This is a genomic window from uncultured Jatrophihabitans sp. (assembly GCF_964252635.1).
Lineage (GTDB): Bacteria > Actinomycetota > Actinomycetes > Mycobacteriales > Jatrophihabitantaceae > Jatrophihabitans.
Window position 1 is genome coordinate 50,897 of the sequence record NZ_CAXUNP010000021.1, and the last position, 15,497, is coordinate 66,393.

At 71.7% G+C, this 15,497-nt stretch carries 18 protein-coding genes; 4 read left to right on the forward strand and 14 right to left on the reverse strand.

Annotated features, from left to right (window positions below):
• Positions 1–141: 141 nt before the first annotated feature.
• The 9 genes from dusB to era form a co-directional block, all read right to left on the reverse strand.
• Positions 142–1,305 (reverse strand): tRNA dihydrouridine synthase DusB, encoded by a 1,164-nt coding sequence (gene dusB / locus ACFFCA_RS11435; protein WP_375484839.1) that lies wholly within the window; start codon positions 1,303–1,305, stop codon positions 142–144.
• Positions 1,306–1,309: 4 nt separating this feature from the next.
• Positions 1,310–2,704 carry a glycine--tRNA ligase gene (locus tag ACFFCA_RS11440; RefSeq protein WP_375484841.1) on the reverse strand — a complete coding sequence of 465 codons (1,395 nt, stop codon included), beginning with the start codon at positions 2,702–2,704 and terminating at the stop codon, positions 1,310–1,312.
• The gene (locus ACFFCA_RS11445; protein ID WP_375484843.1) at positions 2,656–3,882 is read right to left on the reverse strand and encodes a phosphatase PAP2 family protein; all 1,227 of its coding nucleotides are present in this window, start codon (positions 3,880–3,882) and stop codon (positions 2,656–2,658) included. The genes ACFFCA_RS11440 and ACFFCA_RS11445 overlap by 49 nt, the downstream gene beginning before the upstream one ends.
• On the reverse strand, positions 3,879–4,217 hold the full coding sequence (locus ACFFCA_RS11450) for an antibiotic biosynthesis monooxygenase family protein (RefSeq protein ID WP_375484845.1): 339 nt from the start codon (positions 4,215–4,217) through the stop codon (positions 3,879–3,881). The genes ACFFCA_RS11445 and ACFFCA_RS11450 overlap by 4 nt, the downstream gene beginning before the upstream one ends.
• Complete coding sequence (locus tag ACFFCA_RS11455) at positions 4,214–5,041, reverse strand: isoprenyl transferase (RefSeq protein WP_375484846.1); 828 nt, start codon at positions 5,039–5,041, stop codon at positions 4,214–4,216. The genes ACFFCA_RS11450 and ACFFCA_RS11455 overlap by 4 nt, the downstream gene beginning before the upstream one ends.
• Before the next feature lie 32 nt (positions 5,042–5,073).
• The gene (locus ACFFCA_RS11460; RefSeq protein ID WP_375484848.1) at positions 5,074–6,396 is read right to left on the reverse strand and encodes an Ig-like domain-containing protein; all 1,323 of its coding nucleotides are present in this window, start codon (positions 6,394–6,396) and stop codon (positions 5,074–5,076) included.
• Positions 6,397–6,518: 122 nt separating this feature from the next.
• Positions 6,519–7,280 (reverse strand): DNA repair protein RecO, encoded by a 762-nt coding sequence (gene recO / locus ACFFCA_RS11465; RefSeq protein WP_375484850.1) that lies wholly within the window; start codon positions 7,278–7,280, stop codon positions 6,519–6,521.
• 18 nt (positions 7,281–7,298) lie between these two features.
• Entirely contained in the window at positions 7,299–8,504 is a 1,206-nt protein-coding gene (locus ACFFCA_RS11470) for an MFS transporter (RefSeq protein WP_375484852.1), read from the reverse strand.
• Positions 8,505–9,386 (reverse strand): GTPase Era, encoded by an 882-nt coding sequence (gene era, locus ACFFCA_RS11475; protein WP_375484854.1) that lies wholly within the window; start codon positions 9,384–9,386, stop codon positions 8,505–8,507.
• 48 nt (positions 9,387–9,434) lie between these two features.
• Here era and ACFFCA_RS11480 point away from each other — a divergent pair, with 48 nt between their 5' ends.
• Together ACFFCA_RS11480 and ACFFCA_RS11485 are read left to right on the forward strand one after the other, a co-directional pair.
• Positions 9,435–10,094: a hypothetical protein gene (locus tag ACFFCA_RS11480; protein WP_375484856.1), complete on the forward strand. Its 660-nt coding sequence runs from the start codon at positions 9,435–9,437 to the stop codon at positions 10,092–10,094.
• On the forward strand, positions 10,091–10,882 hold the full coding sequence (locus ACFFCA_RS11485) for an alpha/beta hydrolase family protein (RefSeq protein ID WP_375484858.1): 792 nt from the start codon (positions 10,091–10,093) through the stop codon (positions 10,880–10,882). The genes ACFFCA_RS11480 and ACFFCA_RS11485 overlap by 4 nt, the downstream gene beginning before the upstream one ends.
• Positions 10,883–10,923: 41 nt before the next feature.
• Here ACFFCA_RS11485 and ACFFCA_RS11490 read toward each other — a convergent pair whose 3' ends face one another.
• The 5 genes from ACFFCA_RS11490 to ACFFCA_RS11510 form a co-directional block, all read right to left on the reverse strand.
• Positions 10,924–11,244, reverse strand: coding sequence for a cytidine deaminase (locus ACFFCA_RS11490; RefSeq protein ID WP_375484860.1), 321 nt, complete (start codon positions 11,242–11,244; stop codon positions 10,924–10,926).
• Complete coding sequence (locus ACFFCA_RS11495; protein WP_375484862.1) at positions 11,237–12,562, reverse strand: hemolysin family protein; 1,326 nt, start codon at positions 12,560–12,562, stop codon at positions 11,237–11,239. The genes ACFFCA_RS11490 and ACFFCA_RS11495 overlap by 8 nt, the downstream gene beginning before the upstream one ends.
• 19 nt (positions 12,563–12,581) lie before the next feature.
• A complete protein-coding gene (gene ybeY, locus ACFFCA_RS11500) occupies positions 12,582–13,121 on the reverse strand; it encodes an rRNA maturation RNase YbeY (RefSeq protein ID WP_375484864.1) in 540 nt (179 codons plus the stop codon).
• A 13-nt stretch (positions 13,122–13,134) separates the two neighbouring features.
• Entirely contained in the window at positions 13,135–14,121 is a 987-nt protein-coding gene (locus tag ACFFCA_RS11505; RefSeq protein ID WP_375484878.1) for a PhoH family protein, read from the reverse strand.
• 139 nt (positions 14,122–14,260) lie between these two features.
• Complete coding sequence (locus ACFFCA_RS11510; RefSeq protein WP_375484866.1) at positions 14,261–14,605, reverse strand: HIT domain-containing protein; 345 nt, start codon at positions 14,603–14,605, stop codon at positions 14,261–14,263.
• A gap of 173 nt (positions 14,606–14,778) precedes the next feature.
• On the opposite strand from ACFFCA_RS11510, the gene ACFFCA_RS11515 reads away from it, so the two are divergent.
• Both ACFFCA_RS11515 and ACFFCA_RS11520 read left to right on the forward strand, forming a co-directional pair.
• Positions 14,779–15,288 carry a SigE family RNA polymerase sigma factor gene (locus ACFFCA_RS11515; RefSeq protein ID WP_375484868.1) on the forward strand — a complete coding sequence of 170 codons (510 nt, stop codon included), beginning with the start codon at positions 14,779–14,781 and terminating at the stop codon, positions 15,286–15,288.
• The coding region (locus tag ACFFCA_RS11520; protein ID WP_375484870.1) for a hypothetical protein at positions 15,285–15,497 on the forward strand (213 nt) is incomplete at its 3' end. The genes ACFFCA_RS11515 and ACFFCA_RS11520, both read left to right, overlap by 4 nt.

Consider the following 15,497-nt stretch of genomic DNA (forward strand, 5'->3'; position numbering starts at 1 on the left):
GTTGCGTCGGGGACGGGGGCCGGCGCCGACGGCGGGGGCGGCTCGTGAAAAGCGGCACGGTCGTCTTGCATTGATTTTCGGGCAGTCATAAGCTGCCGCCACTTCCGCCGGCCCGGGGGCCGGCCCGACGGTGGCGTCAGGTCAGCCGCCGCTGTTCTCCGTCTCGGCCCCGACCGGGACCTCGCACGACTCCCGCGTCGCCAGCCAGCCGTCCGGCAGCGACACCCCGTGCCCTGCGGTCGTGCGCCCGCGCGGCTGCCCCAGCACGACGGACGGGAACGGTTCGTCGGCGTCGAGCCGGCCCAGCAGGTCGTCGAGCTCGGCCAGGCTGGACGACTGCGCGAGCTCGCGGCGCACCGCGCCCCCGGCGCCGAAGCCCTTCAGGTACCACGCCACGTGCTTGCGGAACTCGATGACGCCGCGCTGCTCACCGAGCCATTCGCCCAACAGCTCGGCGTGCCGGTGCATCATGGCCGCCACCTCGCCGAGATTCGGGCGCACCTGCACACCTGTGCCGTTGAAGGCCGCGGCGAGGTCGGCGAACAGCCACGGCCGCCCGAGGCAGCCGCGCCCCACGACGACCCCGGCGCAGCCGGTCTCGCGGACCATGCGCAGCGCGTCGTCACCCTCCCAGATGTCGCCGTTGCCGAGCACCGGGATGTCGAGGGCGTCGACGAGGTCGGCGATCCGCGACCAGTCGGCTTGCCCGCCGTAGTACTCCAGCGCGGTGCGCCCGTGCAGCGCGACGTGCGCGGCGCCGGCGTCCTGCGCCCGCAGCCCGGCCTCGCGGTAGGTCAGGTGGTCGGCGTCGATGCCCACCCGCATCTTCACGGTGACCGGCACCGCGCCGCGGGCCTCACGCACAGCGGACCGCACGATCGACTCGAACAGCTGGTGCCGCCAGGGCAGTGCCGCTCCCCCGCCCTTGCGGGTCACCTTGGGTACCGGGCAGCCGAAGTTCAGGTCGACGTGGTCGGCGAGGTCCTCGTCGACGATCATGCGCACCGCCGCGCCGACGACGGCCGGGTCGACGCCGTAGAGCTGCAGCGACCGCGGTGACTCGTCCGGCGCGAAGCGGATGAGTTGCAGGGTCTTCGGGTTGCGCTCGACGAGGGCCCTCGAGGTGATCATCTCGCTGACGAACAGCCCGCCCCGCTGCCCGGGGAGCAGCTGCGTCGACATCGCCTCACGGCACAGCCGGCGGAACGCGTTGTTGGTGATGCCGGCCATCGGCGCCAGGACGACCGGCGGGTCGGCGACCACGCGGTCGGACAACACGAGCGGTGCGGTGAGAACACTCGTCATGAGGTCACACCCCGATGAGCCGGGCCGCCAGGTAGCTCTCGACCTGGTCGATGCCGATGCGTTCCTGGGCCATGGTGTCGCGCTCGCGGATCGTCACCGCGTCGTCGTCCAGGGTCTCGAAGTCGACGGTGATGCAGAACGGCGTGCCGGTCTCGTCCTGGCGGCGGTACCGCTTGCCGATGGCCTGCGTCTCGTCGTAGTCGACGTTCCAGTTCTGCCGCAGGGTCTCGGCCAGCGCGCGCGCCTTCGGCGACAGGTCCGCGTTGCGCGACAACGGCAGCACGGCAGCCTTGACCGGGGCGAGCCGCTTGTCGAGACGCAGCACGGTGCGCTTCTCCATGACGCCCTTCGCGTTGGGCGCCTCGTCCTCGGTGTAGGCGTCGAGCAGGAACGCCAGCACCGCGCGGGTCAACCCGGCCGCAGGCTCGATGACGTAGGGCGTGTAGCGCTCGTTCGTCACCGGGTCGAGGTAGCTCAGGTTGGTGCCGGAGTGCTCGGAGTGGGTCGTCAGGTCGAAGTCGGTGCGATTGGCGATGCCCTCGAGCTCGGCGAACTCGGTGCCGCCGAACCCGAAGCGGTACTCGATGTCGACGGTGCGCTTCGCGTAGTGCGAGAGCTTCTCGGCGGGGTGCTCGAACCGGCGCAGGTTCTCCGGGTCGATGCCCAGGTCGACGTACCAGTCCCACCGCTGCTGCAGCCAGTACTCGTGCCATTGATCGTCGGTGCCGGGCTCGACGAAGAACTCCATCTCCATCTGCTCGAACTCCCGCGTCCGGAAGATGAAGTTGCCCGGCGTGATCTCGTTGCGGAAGCTCTTGCCCGTCTGGGCGATGCCGAACGGCGGGCGGCGACGCGACGTGTTCAGCACGTTGAGAAAATTGACGAAGATGCCCTGCGCCGTCTCCGGCCGCAGGTAGTGGATGTTCTCCTCCGACTCGACCGGGCCGAGGTAGGTCTTGAGCATCATGTTGAAGTCGCGCGGCTCGGTCCACTGCCCGCGGGTGCCGCAGTTCGGGCAGGCGATGTCGGCCAGCCCGTTGGCCGGGGCGTGGTCGTGCTTCGCCTCGTAGGCCTCCTCGAGCTGGTCGGCCCGGTTGCGCTTGTGGCAGTTCAGGCACTCGACCAGCGGGTCGGTGAACACGTCGAGGTGCCCGGAGGCCTTCCACACGTCGGTGGACAGGATGACCGCGGAGTCGAGACCCACGACGTCGTCGCGACGCTGCACCATGGCCTTCCACCACTGACGGCGGACGTTCTCCTTGAGCTCGACGCCGAGCGGGCCGTAGTCCCAGGCCGACCGGGTGCCGCCGTAGATCTCGCTGGACGGGAAGACGAAACCGCGGCGCTTGCTCAGGTTGACGATGGCGTCGTTTCTGACTGCGGGCGCGACGGCGGGCACGAGATCTCCTGAGGCTGACGTTTCGACGGTGCGGGCGCGCCGCTGACAGGCGCAGAACCCAGGGTATCGGGCTCGTGGTCGGCCTTTCGCCGCCGCTCGATCCAGGAGGCGGTGCGGTGGACGACCACGGCGAGCAGCGCGCCGGCCAGGCAGTCGGCGACGTAGTGCTCGGCCGAGTACACCAGGCTGAACGTCATGAGCACCGGATAGGCGACCAGCAGCGGACGCCACCACCGGTTGACCCGCGACCACATGAACAGCACGAACAGCACCGTGCCGCCGAGGTGCAACGAGGGCACGGCGGCCACGGCGTCCGCACTCACCCGGCCCTCCTCGAGCAGCGAGGTCGCCACGCGCAGGTGCAGGTCGGAGAACCCGCGGGTGACGATGCGCTCGACGTAGGGGTTCGTGCCCGGCCGGCCACCGTGGTACTGGCCGAGGATGCCGCCGGTCACGGCCCGCTGCGAGTCGCCCATGCACGGCGGCGCGCTCGGGTGCCCCGCCACGTCACGGGCGGTGCAGCGCGCGGCGGCCCACGGCGGGGCCGCCGGGATGAGCACGAAGAACAGGAAGCCCAGGAACGACAGGGCGACGAACCGCAGCGACCAGCGGTAGAAGTCGGTGCGGCTCCGCAGCCACATGACTCCGGCTGTCAGGTAGGGCAGGAAGAAGAACGTGTAGTAACAGACGCAGACCGCGACGTCGTACCAGCGGACGTCGGCGAACTTCAGGTGCTCCTGCAGCACGACCGTCGGTTCGTGGCCCAGGAACAGCACCCGGTCGACGCGCACCTGCGGGTGCCACCACGTGGGCATGCCGACGGTGTCCGCGATGCCGCGCAGGTGGTCGTAGACGATCAGCACCGCCGCCAGCGGGACGAAATCGAGCAGCACCCACAGCAACCAGACCGGATGCCGCCCGATGCACGCGCACGCCAGGCCGATCGCGATCCACAGCAGCAGGCTGGTGCGGTCGAACGGCACCCCGTGGCGCCACCAGTCGACGACGAGCACGATGCCGAACGCGGTCACCGCCCCGATCCGCAGGCCCCGCAGCACCTGGCCGATGAGCGTGTCCGCGGGGAACCAGTCGGTGCGCCGTCGCCAGGACGCGGGGATGGCGACCCACCGCCCGACCCAGGACCGGCGCAGCGCTGCCGCCGGCCGCAGGTGCTTCATGCGAGCGGTTCCCGATCGCTGGCGTGGACGACCGTCTCGCCTCCCGGGGCGACGTCCACGATCGTCTCGAACCCGCCGGGCAGGTCGCGGGCCTGCGCCAGCAGCGGGGTGGCGTGCAGCTTCACCTGGTAGTTGCCGAGCGCGCGCCGGTAGGACCCGACGTTCGTCCACTCCGTGAGCAGCACCCAGGCGCCGGGGTCGTCGGTGCTGCGTCCCAGGGAGCCTCGCTGGTAGCCGGCGCATCGCGACAGCGCGTCCAGCGCGGGCTGGGCGCGCGCGACGAACCCGTCGTCGCCCTCGCCGGCTCCTACCGTGAAGTGGGTGATCGCGATCATGTCGTGGGCGCGTCGACCGGCCCGGCGGCGCCGAACCTCCGGTCGCGTCGCGCGTAGTCGAGGCACGCCTGCCAGAGGTGTCGACGGTCGAAGTCGGGCCACGGCGTGTCGACGAACGCGAGCTCGGCGTAGGCCGACTGCCACAGCAGGAAGTTCGACGTGCGCTGCTCGCCGGACGTGCGGATGAACAGGTCGACGTCCGGCAGGCCCGGCTCGTCGAGGTACGCGCCGATCGTCCGCTCGTCGATCTTGGCGGGGTTGAGGGTGCCCGCCTGCACGTCCTTGGTGATGGCCCGGACCGCGTCCACGATCTCGGCACGGCCGCCGTAGTTCACGCAGAACTGGAGGGTCAGCCGGTCGTTGTCGCGGGTGTAGTCCTCGGCGTCCTCGAGCTGGCTGATGACGCTGCGCCACAATCGCGGCCGCCGCCCCGCCCATCGGATGCGGACCCCGAGGTCGGCCAGCTCGTCGCGCCGGCGACGGATGACGTCCTTGTTGAAGCCCATGAGGAAGCGCACCTCCTCGGGCGAGCGGCGCCAGTTCTCGGTCGAGAAGGCGTACGCCGAGATGGTGCCGACGCCGAGCTCGATCGCCCCGTGCAGCACGTCCATCAGGCTGGCCTCACCGGCGCGGTGACCCTCGGTGCGGGACAGCCCGCGCGCGTGGGCCCACCGCCCGTTGCCGTCCATCACGATCGCGACGTGCCGGGGCACCAGCGCCGCCGGGATCTCGGGCGGCCGAGCCCCCGACGGGTGGGCCGGTGGGTCCGGCCACACGGTGCGGGAGCGGCCGAGCAGGCTGCTGCGCTGGGTCGGAACGGACATTGGGTCAGGCTATCCCGCGAGCGGGCTGCGCCTCACGACTGCGTGATGCTGCCGCTGGTCCACTGCTTCCAGGACACGCTCCAGTCGCCGCCCTGGGCGACGTCGATGGTCGGGCCGTGCGTGCCCGAGATCTGCACCGGGTCCCCGATCAGCGAGTGGTTGTAGAACCAGACCGCGTTCGGGTGATTGAGGTTCAGGCACCCGTGCGAGACGTCCACACCGGAATTCTGGGCCGGCTCCGTGTCCAGGTAGTGCAGGTAGATGCCGTCGGTGCTGATCTTGGTGGCGTAGTAGATCTTCTCCGGCGCGTACCCGCCCGGGTCGGTGGCCGCGAGCCCGTAGCTGGCCGAGGACATGATCGCCGGGTCGTCGTGCTGCAGCACCGTGTACGAGCCGTTCATGGTGTGGAAGTCGATGTAGTGGCCACCCGAGTAGGTGCCGGAGTGCATGCCCATCGAGGTGTTCATGGTGCGCACCAGCTTGTCCTCGCGGTAGACGCGCACCTTGTTCACCGCCTTGGGGGCGTTGTCGTGGGCGATGGTGATCTGCTTGCGGCCGATCGTGAACGAGGCGCTCTCGTCGGAGGCGCCGTAGACGCCGTGGCCCAGGTCCTTGCCGTAGATCTTGGCCGCGACCGTCACCCGGGTGCCGCTGGGCCAGTAGCTCTGCGGCCGGTAGTGGACGTCCTGCGTGCCGTACCAGGCCCAGGCGCCGGCGACGTGCGGCGTGGTGGTGACGGACAGGGTCTTGACGACGGCGGCGCGCGCGGCCTTGCCCGTGATGGGGCTGTCGAAGTGGACGATCGGCACGATGGCCACCCCGTAGGTGGCGCCGTTCGTGAGCGCGTACCCGCCGATGCGGTTGATGTTGGCGTCGACGGTGTTGTCCGGGTCGACGGTGGTGAAGCTGCTGCGCTTCGTGACGGCGGCCCCGTCGGCACCGACCCCGGTGGCGACGACGGTGTACGTGCGCCCGTAGCCGAGGTCCTCGTTGCTGCGCCACCCGGCGGAGCCCGCGGCCGCGCCGGTGACCGTCTTGCCGGCCGGGTTGGTGACCTTGACCGAGCGCAGCGTCCCGTGGGCCACGCTGACCGTGATGCGCTGCGTCGGGTCGACCTTCTTCGCCCCCGCGGCCGGCACGGTGCTGACGGTGGCCGGCAGCACCTTCGCAGCGACGTGGGGGGTCGCGCTGGTCCCGGCAGCGCCGTCCGAGCCGGATGCGTGGTGCGTGCCGACGCCGCTCCCCCGCGTGGCCGAGACGTTGTGCGCGGAGCTGCACCCGGCGATGCCGACGGCGACAACCGCCGCGGGGACCAGCCAACGGGCCCAGCGCGTCGGGCGGGCGTCACGAACCATGGAACGCATCTTCTCGTCTGTCACGTAGAGAAGACGGCGCAACACGTGATCCGGTTGCCCCTGAGATCGAACCGTCACCGCAGCACCTGCGAATTCTCAGCTTCACGGGGCTCGGACCGCCCTCAGGTGCGGTCGACGAGCGGCAGTGACCTCAACCCACGCTCGAGGTGCCACTGCAGGTGGGCGGCGATGAGCCCGCTGGCCTCACGGCGCGGCTCGCTGGTCGAGGCGTCGGCGACGGGCCAGTCGCCGCCGAGCAGGGCGGACATGAGCTGGACCGACGCCGGGAGCGGCCGGGCCGACCCGGCGGGCCGGCAGTCGTCGCAGACCGCCCCGCCGGCGGCCACGTTGAACCCGGCGTGCGGCCCCGGCGCCGAGCATTTGGCGCACTCGCGCAGGGCGGGTTCCCACCCGGCGTTGGACATCGCGCGGATGAAGAACGCGTCGAGGACCAGCCCGGCGTCGTGCTCGCGCAGGGCCAGGGCCCGCAACGCGCCGACCACCAGCAGGTACAGCCGCAGGGCGGGCTCGCCCTCCTCGGTGAGCCGCTCGGCGGTCTCGCAGATGGCCGAGGCGGCCGTCCATCGGCCGTAGTCGTCGGCGAGGCGGGCCCCGAACGGGTCCAGCGACTCGGTCTGCTGGACGACGTCCAGGCCGCGACGACCATCCGGAGCCGCCTGCCCCTCGGGCAGTCGCGAGTACAGCTGCACGTCGATGTGGCTGCCCGGCTCGAGGCGGGCGCCGAAGCGCGAGGAGGTCCGCCGCACGCCCTTGCCGACGGCCCGCACGCGCCCGTGGCGGCGGGTCAGCAGGGTGACGATGCGGTCGGCCTCGCCGAGCTTGTGCACCCGGAGCACGACCGCGTCATCGCGATAGAGCGGCACCGCTCCATGATCGCACCGTCAGCCGACAGCGACGCGCTCCCCGGCCGGGGCGCGCAGCCGCCGGTGCTCGACGACGGCCAGCACGGCCATGAGCAGGCCCGCCGCGATGGTGACGACGAACGCGGTGCGGGCCCCGTGCGCGTCGGCGATGCCACCCACCAGGGCCGCGCCGGCGCCGTACCCGACGCTGAGGCCGGTGACCAGCCACGCCAGCCCCTCGGTGAGCGAGGCCGCCGGCACGATCCGTTCGATCAGCCCGAACGCCGTGGTCAGGGTCGGCGCGATGCCGGCCCCGACCACGAACGCGCACACCGCCAGCACGCCGATGTTGACGGCGGCGAGGAAGAGCAGCGGCAGCACCCCGAAGAGGAGCGCCTGCAGCCGGAACCGGTCGAGCAGGTCGGCGTGCCACCGGCGCGCGCCGTACAGGAAGCCCGCGGTCGCGCTGCCCAGCGCCAGGCAGGCCAGCACCGCGCCGCTGAGCCCACGATGGCCGTGCTGCCCGCAGAAGGCGACGATCGTGACCTCGGCGCTGGCGAAGATCATCCCCATCGCCGCGGCGAAGACGGCCAGCAGCGGCATCCCCCGCTCGAGGATCGCCGACCGGTTCCGCGGCGCGTCCACGTGCCGCGCGGGCGGTTCGCTGGCCCGCATGGTCGCCAACCACAGGGCACCGCCGAGGACCAGGGCCAGCGCGACGTAGAGCACCAGCACCGGGTCGAGCTGGGTGGCGATGAACGTCGCGATCAGCGGGCCCAGGACGAAGATCACCTCGTCCAGGGTGGACTCCAGCGAGTACGCGGTGCCGAGCTCGGGGCGCCCGGCCAGCACGAACGACCAGCGCGCCCGCAGCAGCGAGCCGACGGACAGGAAGGTGAAACCCGCGACGACGGTGGGCGCGAGCAATGTCCAGTCCGCCCAACCCGCCTCGAAGCACGCCGCGAGCACCACGACCGACACGGCGTGCACGAGCGAGGCCACGATCAGCAGCCGACGCTGCCCCAGCTCGTCCGACACCCGGGCGAGAGCCGGGTTCCCGGCCCCATTGGCGATGACGTACACCGCGCTGAGCACGCCGGCGAAACCGTAGCGGCCGTCGCGGGACGACACGATGAGGACCAGGCCGATCGGGTACATGGCGATCGGCATGCGCATGAGGAAGCCGGCCGCGCAGAAGGCGGCGGTGCCTGGCGTGCGGAAGACCGAGCGGTAGGTGTCGAGCACTCAGAACCCGAGCCGGTCGAGCTTCTTCGGATCACGCTGCCAATCGCGCTCGACGGCGACGTGCAACGCCAGGTGCACGCGTTCGCCGAGGAGGGCCTCGATACCGGCGCGGGCGTCGGTGCCGATGCGTTGCAGCCGCGACCCCTTCGGGCCGATGACGATGCCCTTCTGGCTGTCGCGCTCGAGGTGGATGGTGGCGAACACCTCGAGCAACCCCGAGTCGCGGCGGGTCACTTCGTCGATGGTCACCGCAATCGAGTGCGGCAGCTCGTCGCGCACGCCCTCGAGGGAGGCCTCGCGGATCAGCTCCGCCAACCGGGTCTCGTCGTCGTTGTCGGTGGTGACGTCGTCCGGGTACAGCATCGGGCCCTCGGGCAGATGCCCGACGAGCAGATCGGCGAGCAGGTCGACCTGACTGCCGTCGACCGCCGACACCGGCACGATGTCGGCGAACTCGCCGAGGCGGGACAGCGCGACGAGCTGTTCGGCGACCCGCTGCTTGGACGTCGCGTCGGTCTTGGTGACGACCGCGATCACCGGTGCCCGGAGTTCGGCCAGCTCGGCGGCGATGAACCGGTCACCGGGACCGATGCGCTGGTCGGCCGGCACGCAGAGGCCGACGACGTCGACCTCGGCCAGCGTCGAGCGGACGACGTCGTTGAGCCGTTGCCCGAGCAGCGTGCGGGGACGGTGCAGGCCAGGGGTGTCGACGAGGACGAGCTGCGCGTCCTCGCGGGTGAGGATGCCGCGGACCGCGTGCCGGGTCGTCTGCGGCTTGTCACTGGTGATCACGATCTTGGTGCCGACCAGCGCGTTCGTCAGCGTCGACTTGCCGGCGTTCGGGCGGCCCACGAAGCAGCAGAAGCCCGAGCGGTACGTCACACCCCCATCCTCGCACCCGCCGACAGGTGCTTTGACACCATGAGAGGCGTGCTGCTGCGACGTCGGACCGCTGCGATCGGCGTGCTGGCCACGCTCGCGCTGCTCGTCGCCGGGTGCACGTCCGGGTCGGGCCCGTCCTCGTCCGCACCGACCTCTGCGCCGGTCGCGACGTCCTCGTCGACCGTGGGGTCGCCGTCGGCCACCGCGCCGGTCAGCTCGGGACCCACCACTGCGTCCGCCTCGCGCTCGTGCCCCGTGGTGGCGGCGTCGGTCGTCCACGACACCCTCGGCGTGCGGCTCGGCCGGACGACCGTCCTGCGGTCCGGCGGCACGACCGTCGGCTGCCGGTTCTACGCGCAGCAGCGCCCGAACAGCGACTGCGGCGCCTCCTGCCTGGCGGGTGAGCGGCTGCCCGGGCCCAATCAGCCTGTCGCCGAGGTCACCACGCAGCGCTACCCGTCGGCCATCGCGGCGCACAACGCGTTCGTGCGCCGGGCCGGGTCGGCCCCGGGGGTGACGCAGGTCGAGGTCGGGGGCGTCACCGGCCTGTGCTTCCAGAACGACTTCTATCCCCGGGACAGGGGCCAGGACTGGGCCTGCACCGTCAACAAGGGCCTGGTGGTGGTGCTGGTGCGCACCGTCGACACGACCGGCACCTTCAACACGGCGTCCGTGCTGACGAGCGTGCTGCGCGCGGTGCCGGCGTGACGCCCGCCTTCCGGCGGCGCGGGGCGCAGCCCGAGCGCAGCAGCTACGGCCCCGACCGGTCGCAGTTCGGCGAGCTGTACCGGCCGGAGCACGCCGAGCACGACGGCACGGTGGTTGTCGTGCACGGCGGGTTCTGGCGTGCGCAGTACGGCCTCGCGTTAGGCCGCAAGCTGGCGCGGGACCTCGTGGGACGCGGGTACACGGTGTGGAACCTGGAGTACCGGCGCGTCGGTGACGGCGGCGGATGGCCGGCCACGTTCGACGACATCGCCCTGGGCATCGACCACCTGGCGAACCTCGACGTCGACACGTCCCGGGTCGTCGCCGTCGGCCACTCGGCGGGCGGGCACCTGGCCGTGTGGGCCGCGGGACGCCCGCAGCTGCCGGCGGGCGGGCCGGGAGCGTCGCCGGCCGTCCGCCTGACCGCGGCCGTGTCGCAGGCCGGCGTGCTCGACCTCGCGGTCGCCCAGGACACCGGTGTGGGAGCCGGTGCCGCCGCCGACCTGCTCGGCGGCGGCCCCGCGGCGCTGCCCGACCGGTACCTGCTCGCCGACCCGATCCAGCGCCTGCCGCTGGGCGTCCCGGTGCTGTGCGTGCACGCCCCGGGCGACGCCAACGTGCCGCTGGCGCAGAGCACCGCCTACGTGCGGGCGGCGACCGCGGCGGGCGACGACGCGGCGCTGATCGAGGTGGCCGGCGACCACTTCACGCTCATCGACTCCGCGTCCCCGGACTGGGCCGTGGTGCGCGACGCCCTGCCGGCGCTGCTGGCCGGCCGCCTGCCGTAGCTCGCACGAGGGTGCTGTAGGTCAGACCAGCCTGCTGTAGGTCAGACCAGCGTGCCGTCGGCGGCGGCGTGGTGGACGGTGGCGGTCGGCGCGACCTCGCGGACGGCCTGCTCCCCCGCCGCGTCGGCCGGGTCGGCGCCCAGCACGACCGCTGCCTCGAGACCCGGCGCGCCCGAGGAGACGGCCATCGCGACCGCCACCTGCAGCGCCGACAGGGTCAGCGAGGGCAGCGACACCGACGCGGCCACGTAGGTCCGCCCGTCACCGTCGCGAACGGCGGCTCCCTGCGCGGCACCGGAACGGGCGCGGGCCGACCGGGCCAGCGTCACCAGCTTCGTGTCCTCGGGGTCGAGCTCACTCACGTGCGGCCACCTCCGTGTCGCGGGACGGGTTCTCGCCCCGGGCCGTGTCGTCGTCCTGCGGGACGCGGCTGACCAGGACCGTGTCGACCCGGTTCCGTCGCCCACCGATGTCCTCGGCGGTCAGCTCGAGCCCGTGCACGATCGCGGTCGACCCGGCGATCGGCACCCGGCCGAGAGCCTCGGCCAGCAGGCCGCCGACCGTCTCGACGTCGTCTCGGTCGGGCAGCTCGACACCGAACAGCTCGCCGAGGTCCTCGACCGCGAGGCGGGCCGTGACCCGCGCCGTGTCGTCGTCGATGCGCTCGACGGGCGGGCGTTCGTTGTCGTACTCGTCGGTGATCTCACCGACGATCTCCTCGAGGATGTCCTCGATCGTGATCAGCCCGGCGGTGCCGCCGTACTCGTCGATGACGATGGCGATGTGCGAGCGCGCGGCCTGCATCTCGCGCAGCAACGCGTCGACGGGCTTGGACTCGGGGACGTAGGCCACGGTGCGCATGACGTCCTGCACCAGGACGGTGCGCGCGGCCTCGGGGTCCTGACCGCGCCGCACGAGGTCCTTGAGGTACGCGACCCCGACGACGTCGTCGAGGTTCTCGCCGGTGACCGGGATGCGCGAGAAGCCACTGCGCAGGGCGAGCGCGATCGCCTGCCGCAACGTCTTGCCGCTCTCGATGAACACCACCTCGGTGCGCGGCACCATGACCTCGCGGGCGATGGTGTTGCCGAGGTCGAACACCGACTGGATCATCTGCCGCTCGCCGTGCTCGACGACGCCGCGTTCCTCGGCCATGTCGACGAGCTCGCGCAGCTCCACCTCGGACGCAAAGGGGCCGTCCCGCAACCCGCGCCCGGGGGTGATCGCGTTGCCGAACAGCACCAGCAGCGCCGCGAGCGGGTTGAACACGGCGCCGAGCAGCCGTACGCCCGGCGCACCGGCCAGCGCGACGCGATTGACGTGCTGCAGGCCCAGGGTGCGCGGACCGACACCCACCACGGCGTAGACGATGACGATCATCAGCAGCACCGTGAGCACCGGCACCGGCCAGGACGTCCCGAACTGGTGTCGCGCCAGGATGGTCACGATGACGGTGGCCGTGAGCTCGCAGGCCGTGCGGAGCAGCAGGAGCAGGTTCGTGTAGCGCGCGCGGTCGGCCATGACGACGGCCAGGGCACGGGCGCCGGGCACGTCCTCGCGGACGAACTCCTCCGCCCGGGCCTTGGAGACCCGCGAGATGGCCGAGTCGACCGCGGCGAACAGGCCGCCCACCGGCACCAGCACGATGGCGACGACGAGCGCGACGATGTCGCCGGTCATCGGCCGTCCGGGCTTTCGGTCACGAGCCGCGCACCTCGCCGGCGGTGCCCGGCAACGGGGCCCGGATGCGTCCCCGTCCGCTCGCACGGGACCAGTCGGCCGTCAAGGACGCCTGCAGCTCGAACATCTGCCGCTCCTCGTCGGCGTCACCGTGGTCGTAGCCGAGGAGATGCAGGATGCCGTGCGTGCAGAGCAGGTGCAGCTCGGCCTCCGTGCTGTGCTGGGCGGCCTCAGCCTGCTCGGCGGCGACGACGGGGCACAGCACGACGTCGCCGAGCATCGTCTCGCCCGGGTTCTCGTCCGTGCCGGGCGGCGCCGACGGGTCGACGCGCTCGGCCGGCCCGTCGCCCCCGTCCATCGGGAAGGCCATGACATCGGTCGGACCGGGCAGGCCCATCCACTGCTGGTGCAGCCCGGCCATGGTGTCGGCATCGACGAGCAGCACCGACAGATCGGCCAACGGATCGATGCGCAGCGCGTCCAGCACGAAGCGTCCGAGTTCGGCGAGGCCGACCTCGTCCACCTCGGAGCCGGACTCGTTGTTGACCTCGACGCTCATCGACGACGCCCCGTCACCGACGGGGTTTGGCGGTGCGGTCGCCCTGCGCGCCGGTGCGCGCATCGTGGCGCTCGTAGGCGTCGACGATCTCGCCCACGAGGCGGTGCCGGACGACGTCCTTGGACGTCAGGTTCGCGAAGTGCACGTCCTCGACGTCGCCGAGGATGTCGCGGACGACACGCAGCCCGCTGCGGGTGTCGCCCGGCAGGTCGATCTGGGTGACGTCGCCGGTGACGACCATCCGCGAGCCGAAGCCGAGACGCGTTAGGAACATCTTCATCTGCTCGGCCGTCGTGTTCTGGGCCTCGTCGAGGATGATGAACGCATCGTTGAGCGTGCGCCCGCGCATGTAGGCCAGCGGGGCGATCTCGATCGTCCCCGCCTGCATGAGCCGGGGCAGCGAATCCGGGTCGAGCATGTCGTGCAACGCGTCGAACAGTGGGCGCAGGTACGGGTCGATCTTGTCGAACAGGCTCCCCGGCAGGAAGCCGAGCCGCTCGCCGGCCTCGACGGCCGGGCGGGTCAGGATGATCCGGGTGACGTCCTTGCTCAGCAGCGCCTGCACGGCCTTGGCCACGGCCAGGTAGGTCTTGCCGGTACCGGCAGGGCCGATGCCGAAGGTGACGGTGTTGTGGTCGATCGCGTCGACGTAGTGCTTCTGGTTCAGCGTCTTCGGGCGGATGTTCTTGCCGCGCCGCGAGACAATGTTGAGGCTGAGCACCTCGGCCGGGCTGGCCGACGTGTCGGCGGTGAGGATGCCGTAGGCGCGCGAGACGGCGTCGGCCGTGAGGTTCTGGCCGGACTTGATGAGCTCCAGCAGCTCCTCGAACAGCCGCACGGCCGTGGCGTTGTCGCCGGGGGCGCCGGTGATGGTGATCTCGTTGCCGCGGACGTGGACGTCGCTGTCGAGCTTGCTCTCGATCACCCGTAACAGCTCGTCGCGGGAACCGAGCAGCGCGACCATGGCCTGCTCACCCGGGACGACGAGCGTCGTGGACACGCGGTCGGCGTGCGCTGCGGTGTCGGTCTGGGACGTGTCGGTCAACGCGGGCTTTCTGGTCGGCGAACTGGGTGATTCCACTGTACCGGCGCAACGCCCGCGGATAACGCCCGAATTCCGCCGGTTGCCGCCACCCCGGTTATCCGGGTGGCCAGCCCATCGGACGGCCGGCCAGGACGTGCGCGTGCACGTGGAAGACGCTCTGCCCGACCTCGGCGCCGGTGTTGAAGACGGTGCGGAAGTCGTGCAGGCCCTCCTGGGCCGCGAACCCGCGGATCCCGGCCACGAGCCCCGCGGCGGCCGCGCCGTCGCGGCCCAGATCGGCCAGGTCGGTGAAGTGCTGCCGCGGGACCACCAGGGCGTGCACCGGAGCCTGGGGGTTCAGGTCGGCGAACGCGTAGGTGAACTCGTCGTCGTAGAGCCTCTCCGACGGCACGTCGCCGGCCACGATCTTGCAGAACAGGCAGTCGGGGCGCGACGTCATGGCCGAAACCCTAGCCGCGTGCAACGCTGCGCTGCTTCGCTGCGTATGGATGTGCGTAGGGACGGGTGTGGGCCAGTTCCGACTCAGCTCGATGACGTGGTTCAGCTCAGTGACGTGGTTCAGCTCAGTGACGTGGTTCAGCTCAGTGACGGGGTTCGGATCGGAGGTTGTCGGTGAACGACCTGGCTCTGCGCGCCGACTTCGACGCCTTCGCCCGCGAGAACTGGGCGACACTGATGAGCATCGGCGTCGCGGTCTCCGGCTCGCGGACCGAGGCCGAGGACCTGGTGCAGACGGCGCTGACGAACGCCTTCGTGCGGTGGCGGCGCATCGACCGCCCGCAGGCGCTGGCCTACCTGCGCCGGTCGATCCTTAACGCCCACGTCAGCCGCTGGCGGCGCCACCGCGGGGCCGAGTTCACCATGGCCGACCCGCCCGAGCGCCCGTCGCGGCACAGCGCCACCGACGACGTCGACGAGCGGCGCACCCTGCTGCCCTTACTACGCTCGCTGCCCGCCCGGCAACGAGCGGTGCTCGTCCTGCGCTACCTGTGCGACCTGCCCGACGACGAGATCGCCGAGACCCTCGGCGTCTCCACCGGCACCGTGCGCAGCCAGGCCCACCGGGGCCTGGCCACGCTGCGCACGCTTACCGCCCGACCCAGCCACGAGGTGCTCCGATGATCGACGACAACGACGACCTGGCCGCGGCCCTGCGCCGCGAGCTCGCGTCAGCTCAGGTCCGGCACGACGACGAGCGCGCCGCGGCCATGATCGGCACAGCCACCGAGGTCACGCCGCTCGGTGACCGGCATTGGCAGGCCCCCGTGGCCGCCGCCGCGGCCGTCGTCGTCATCGGCGGCGGGGTCGCGGCGTTCGCGGCCACCCGGGGC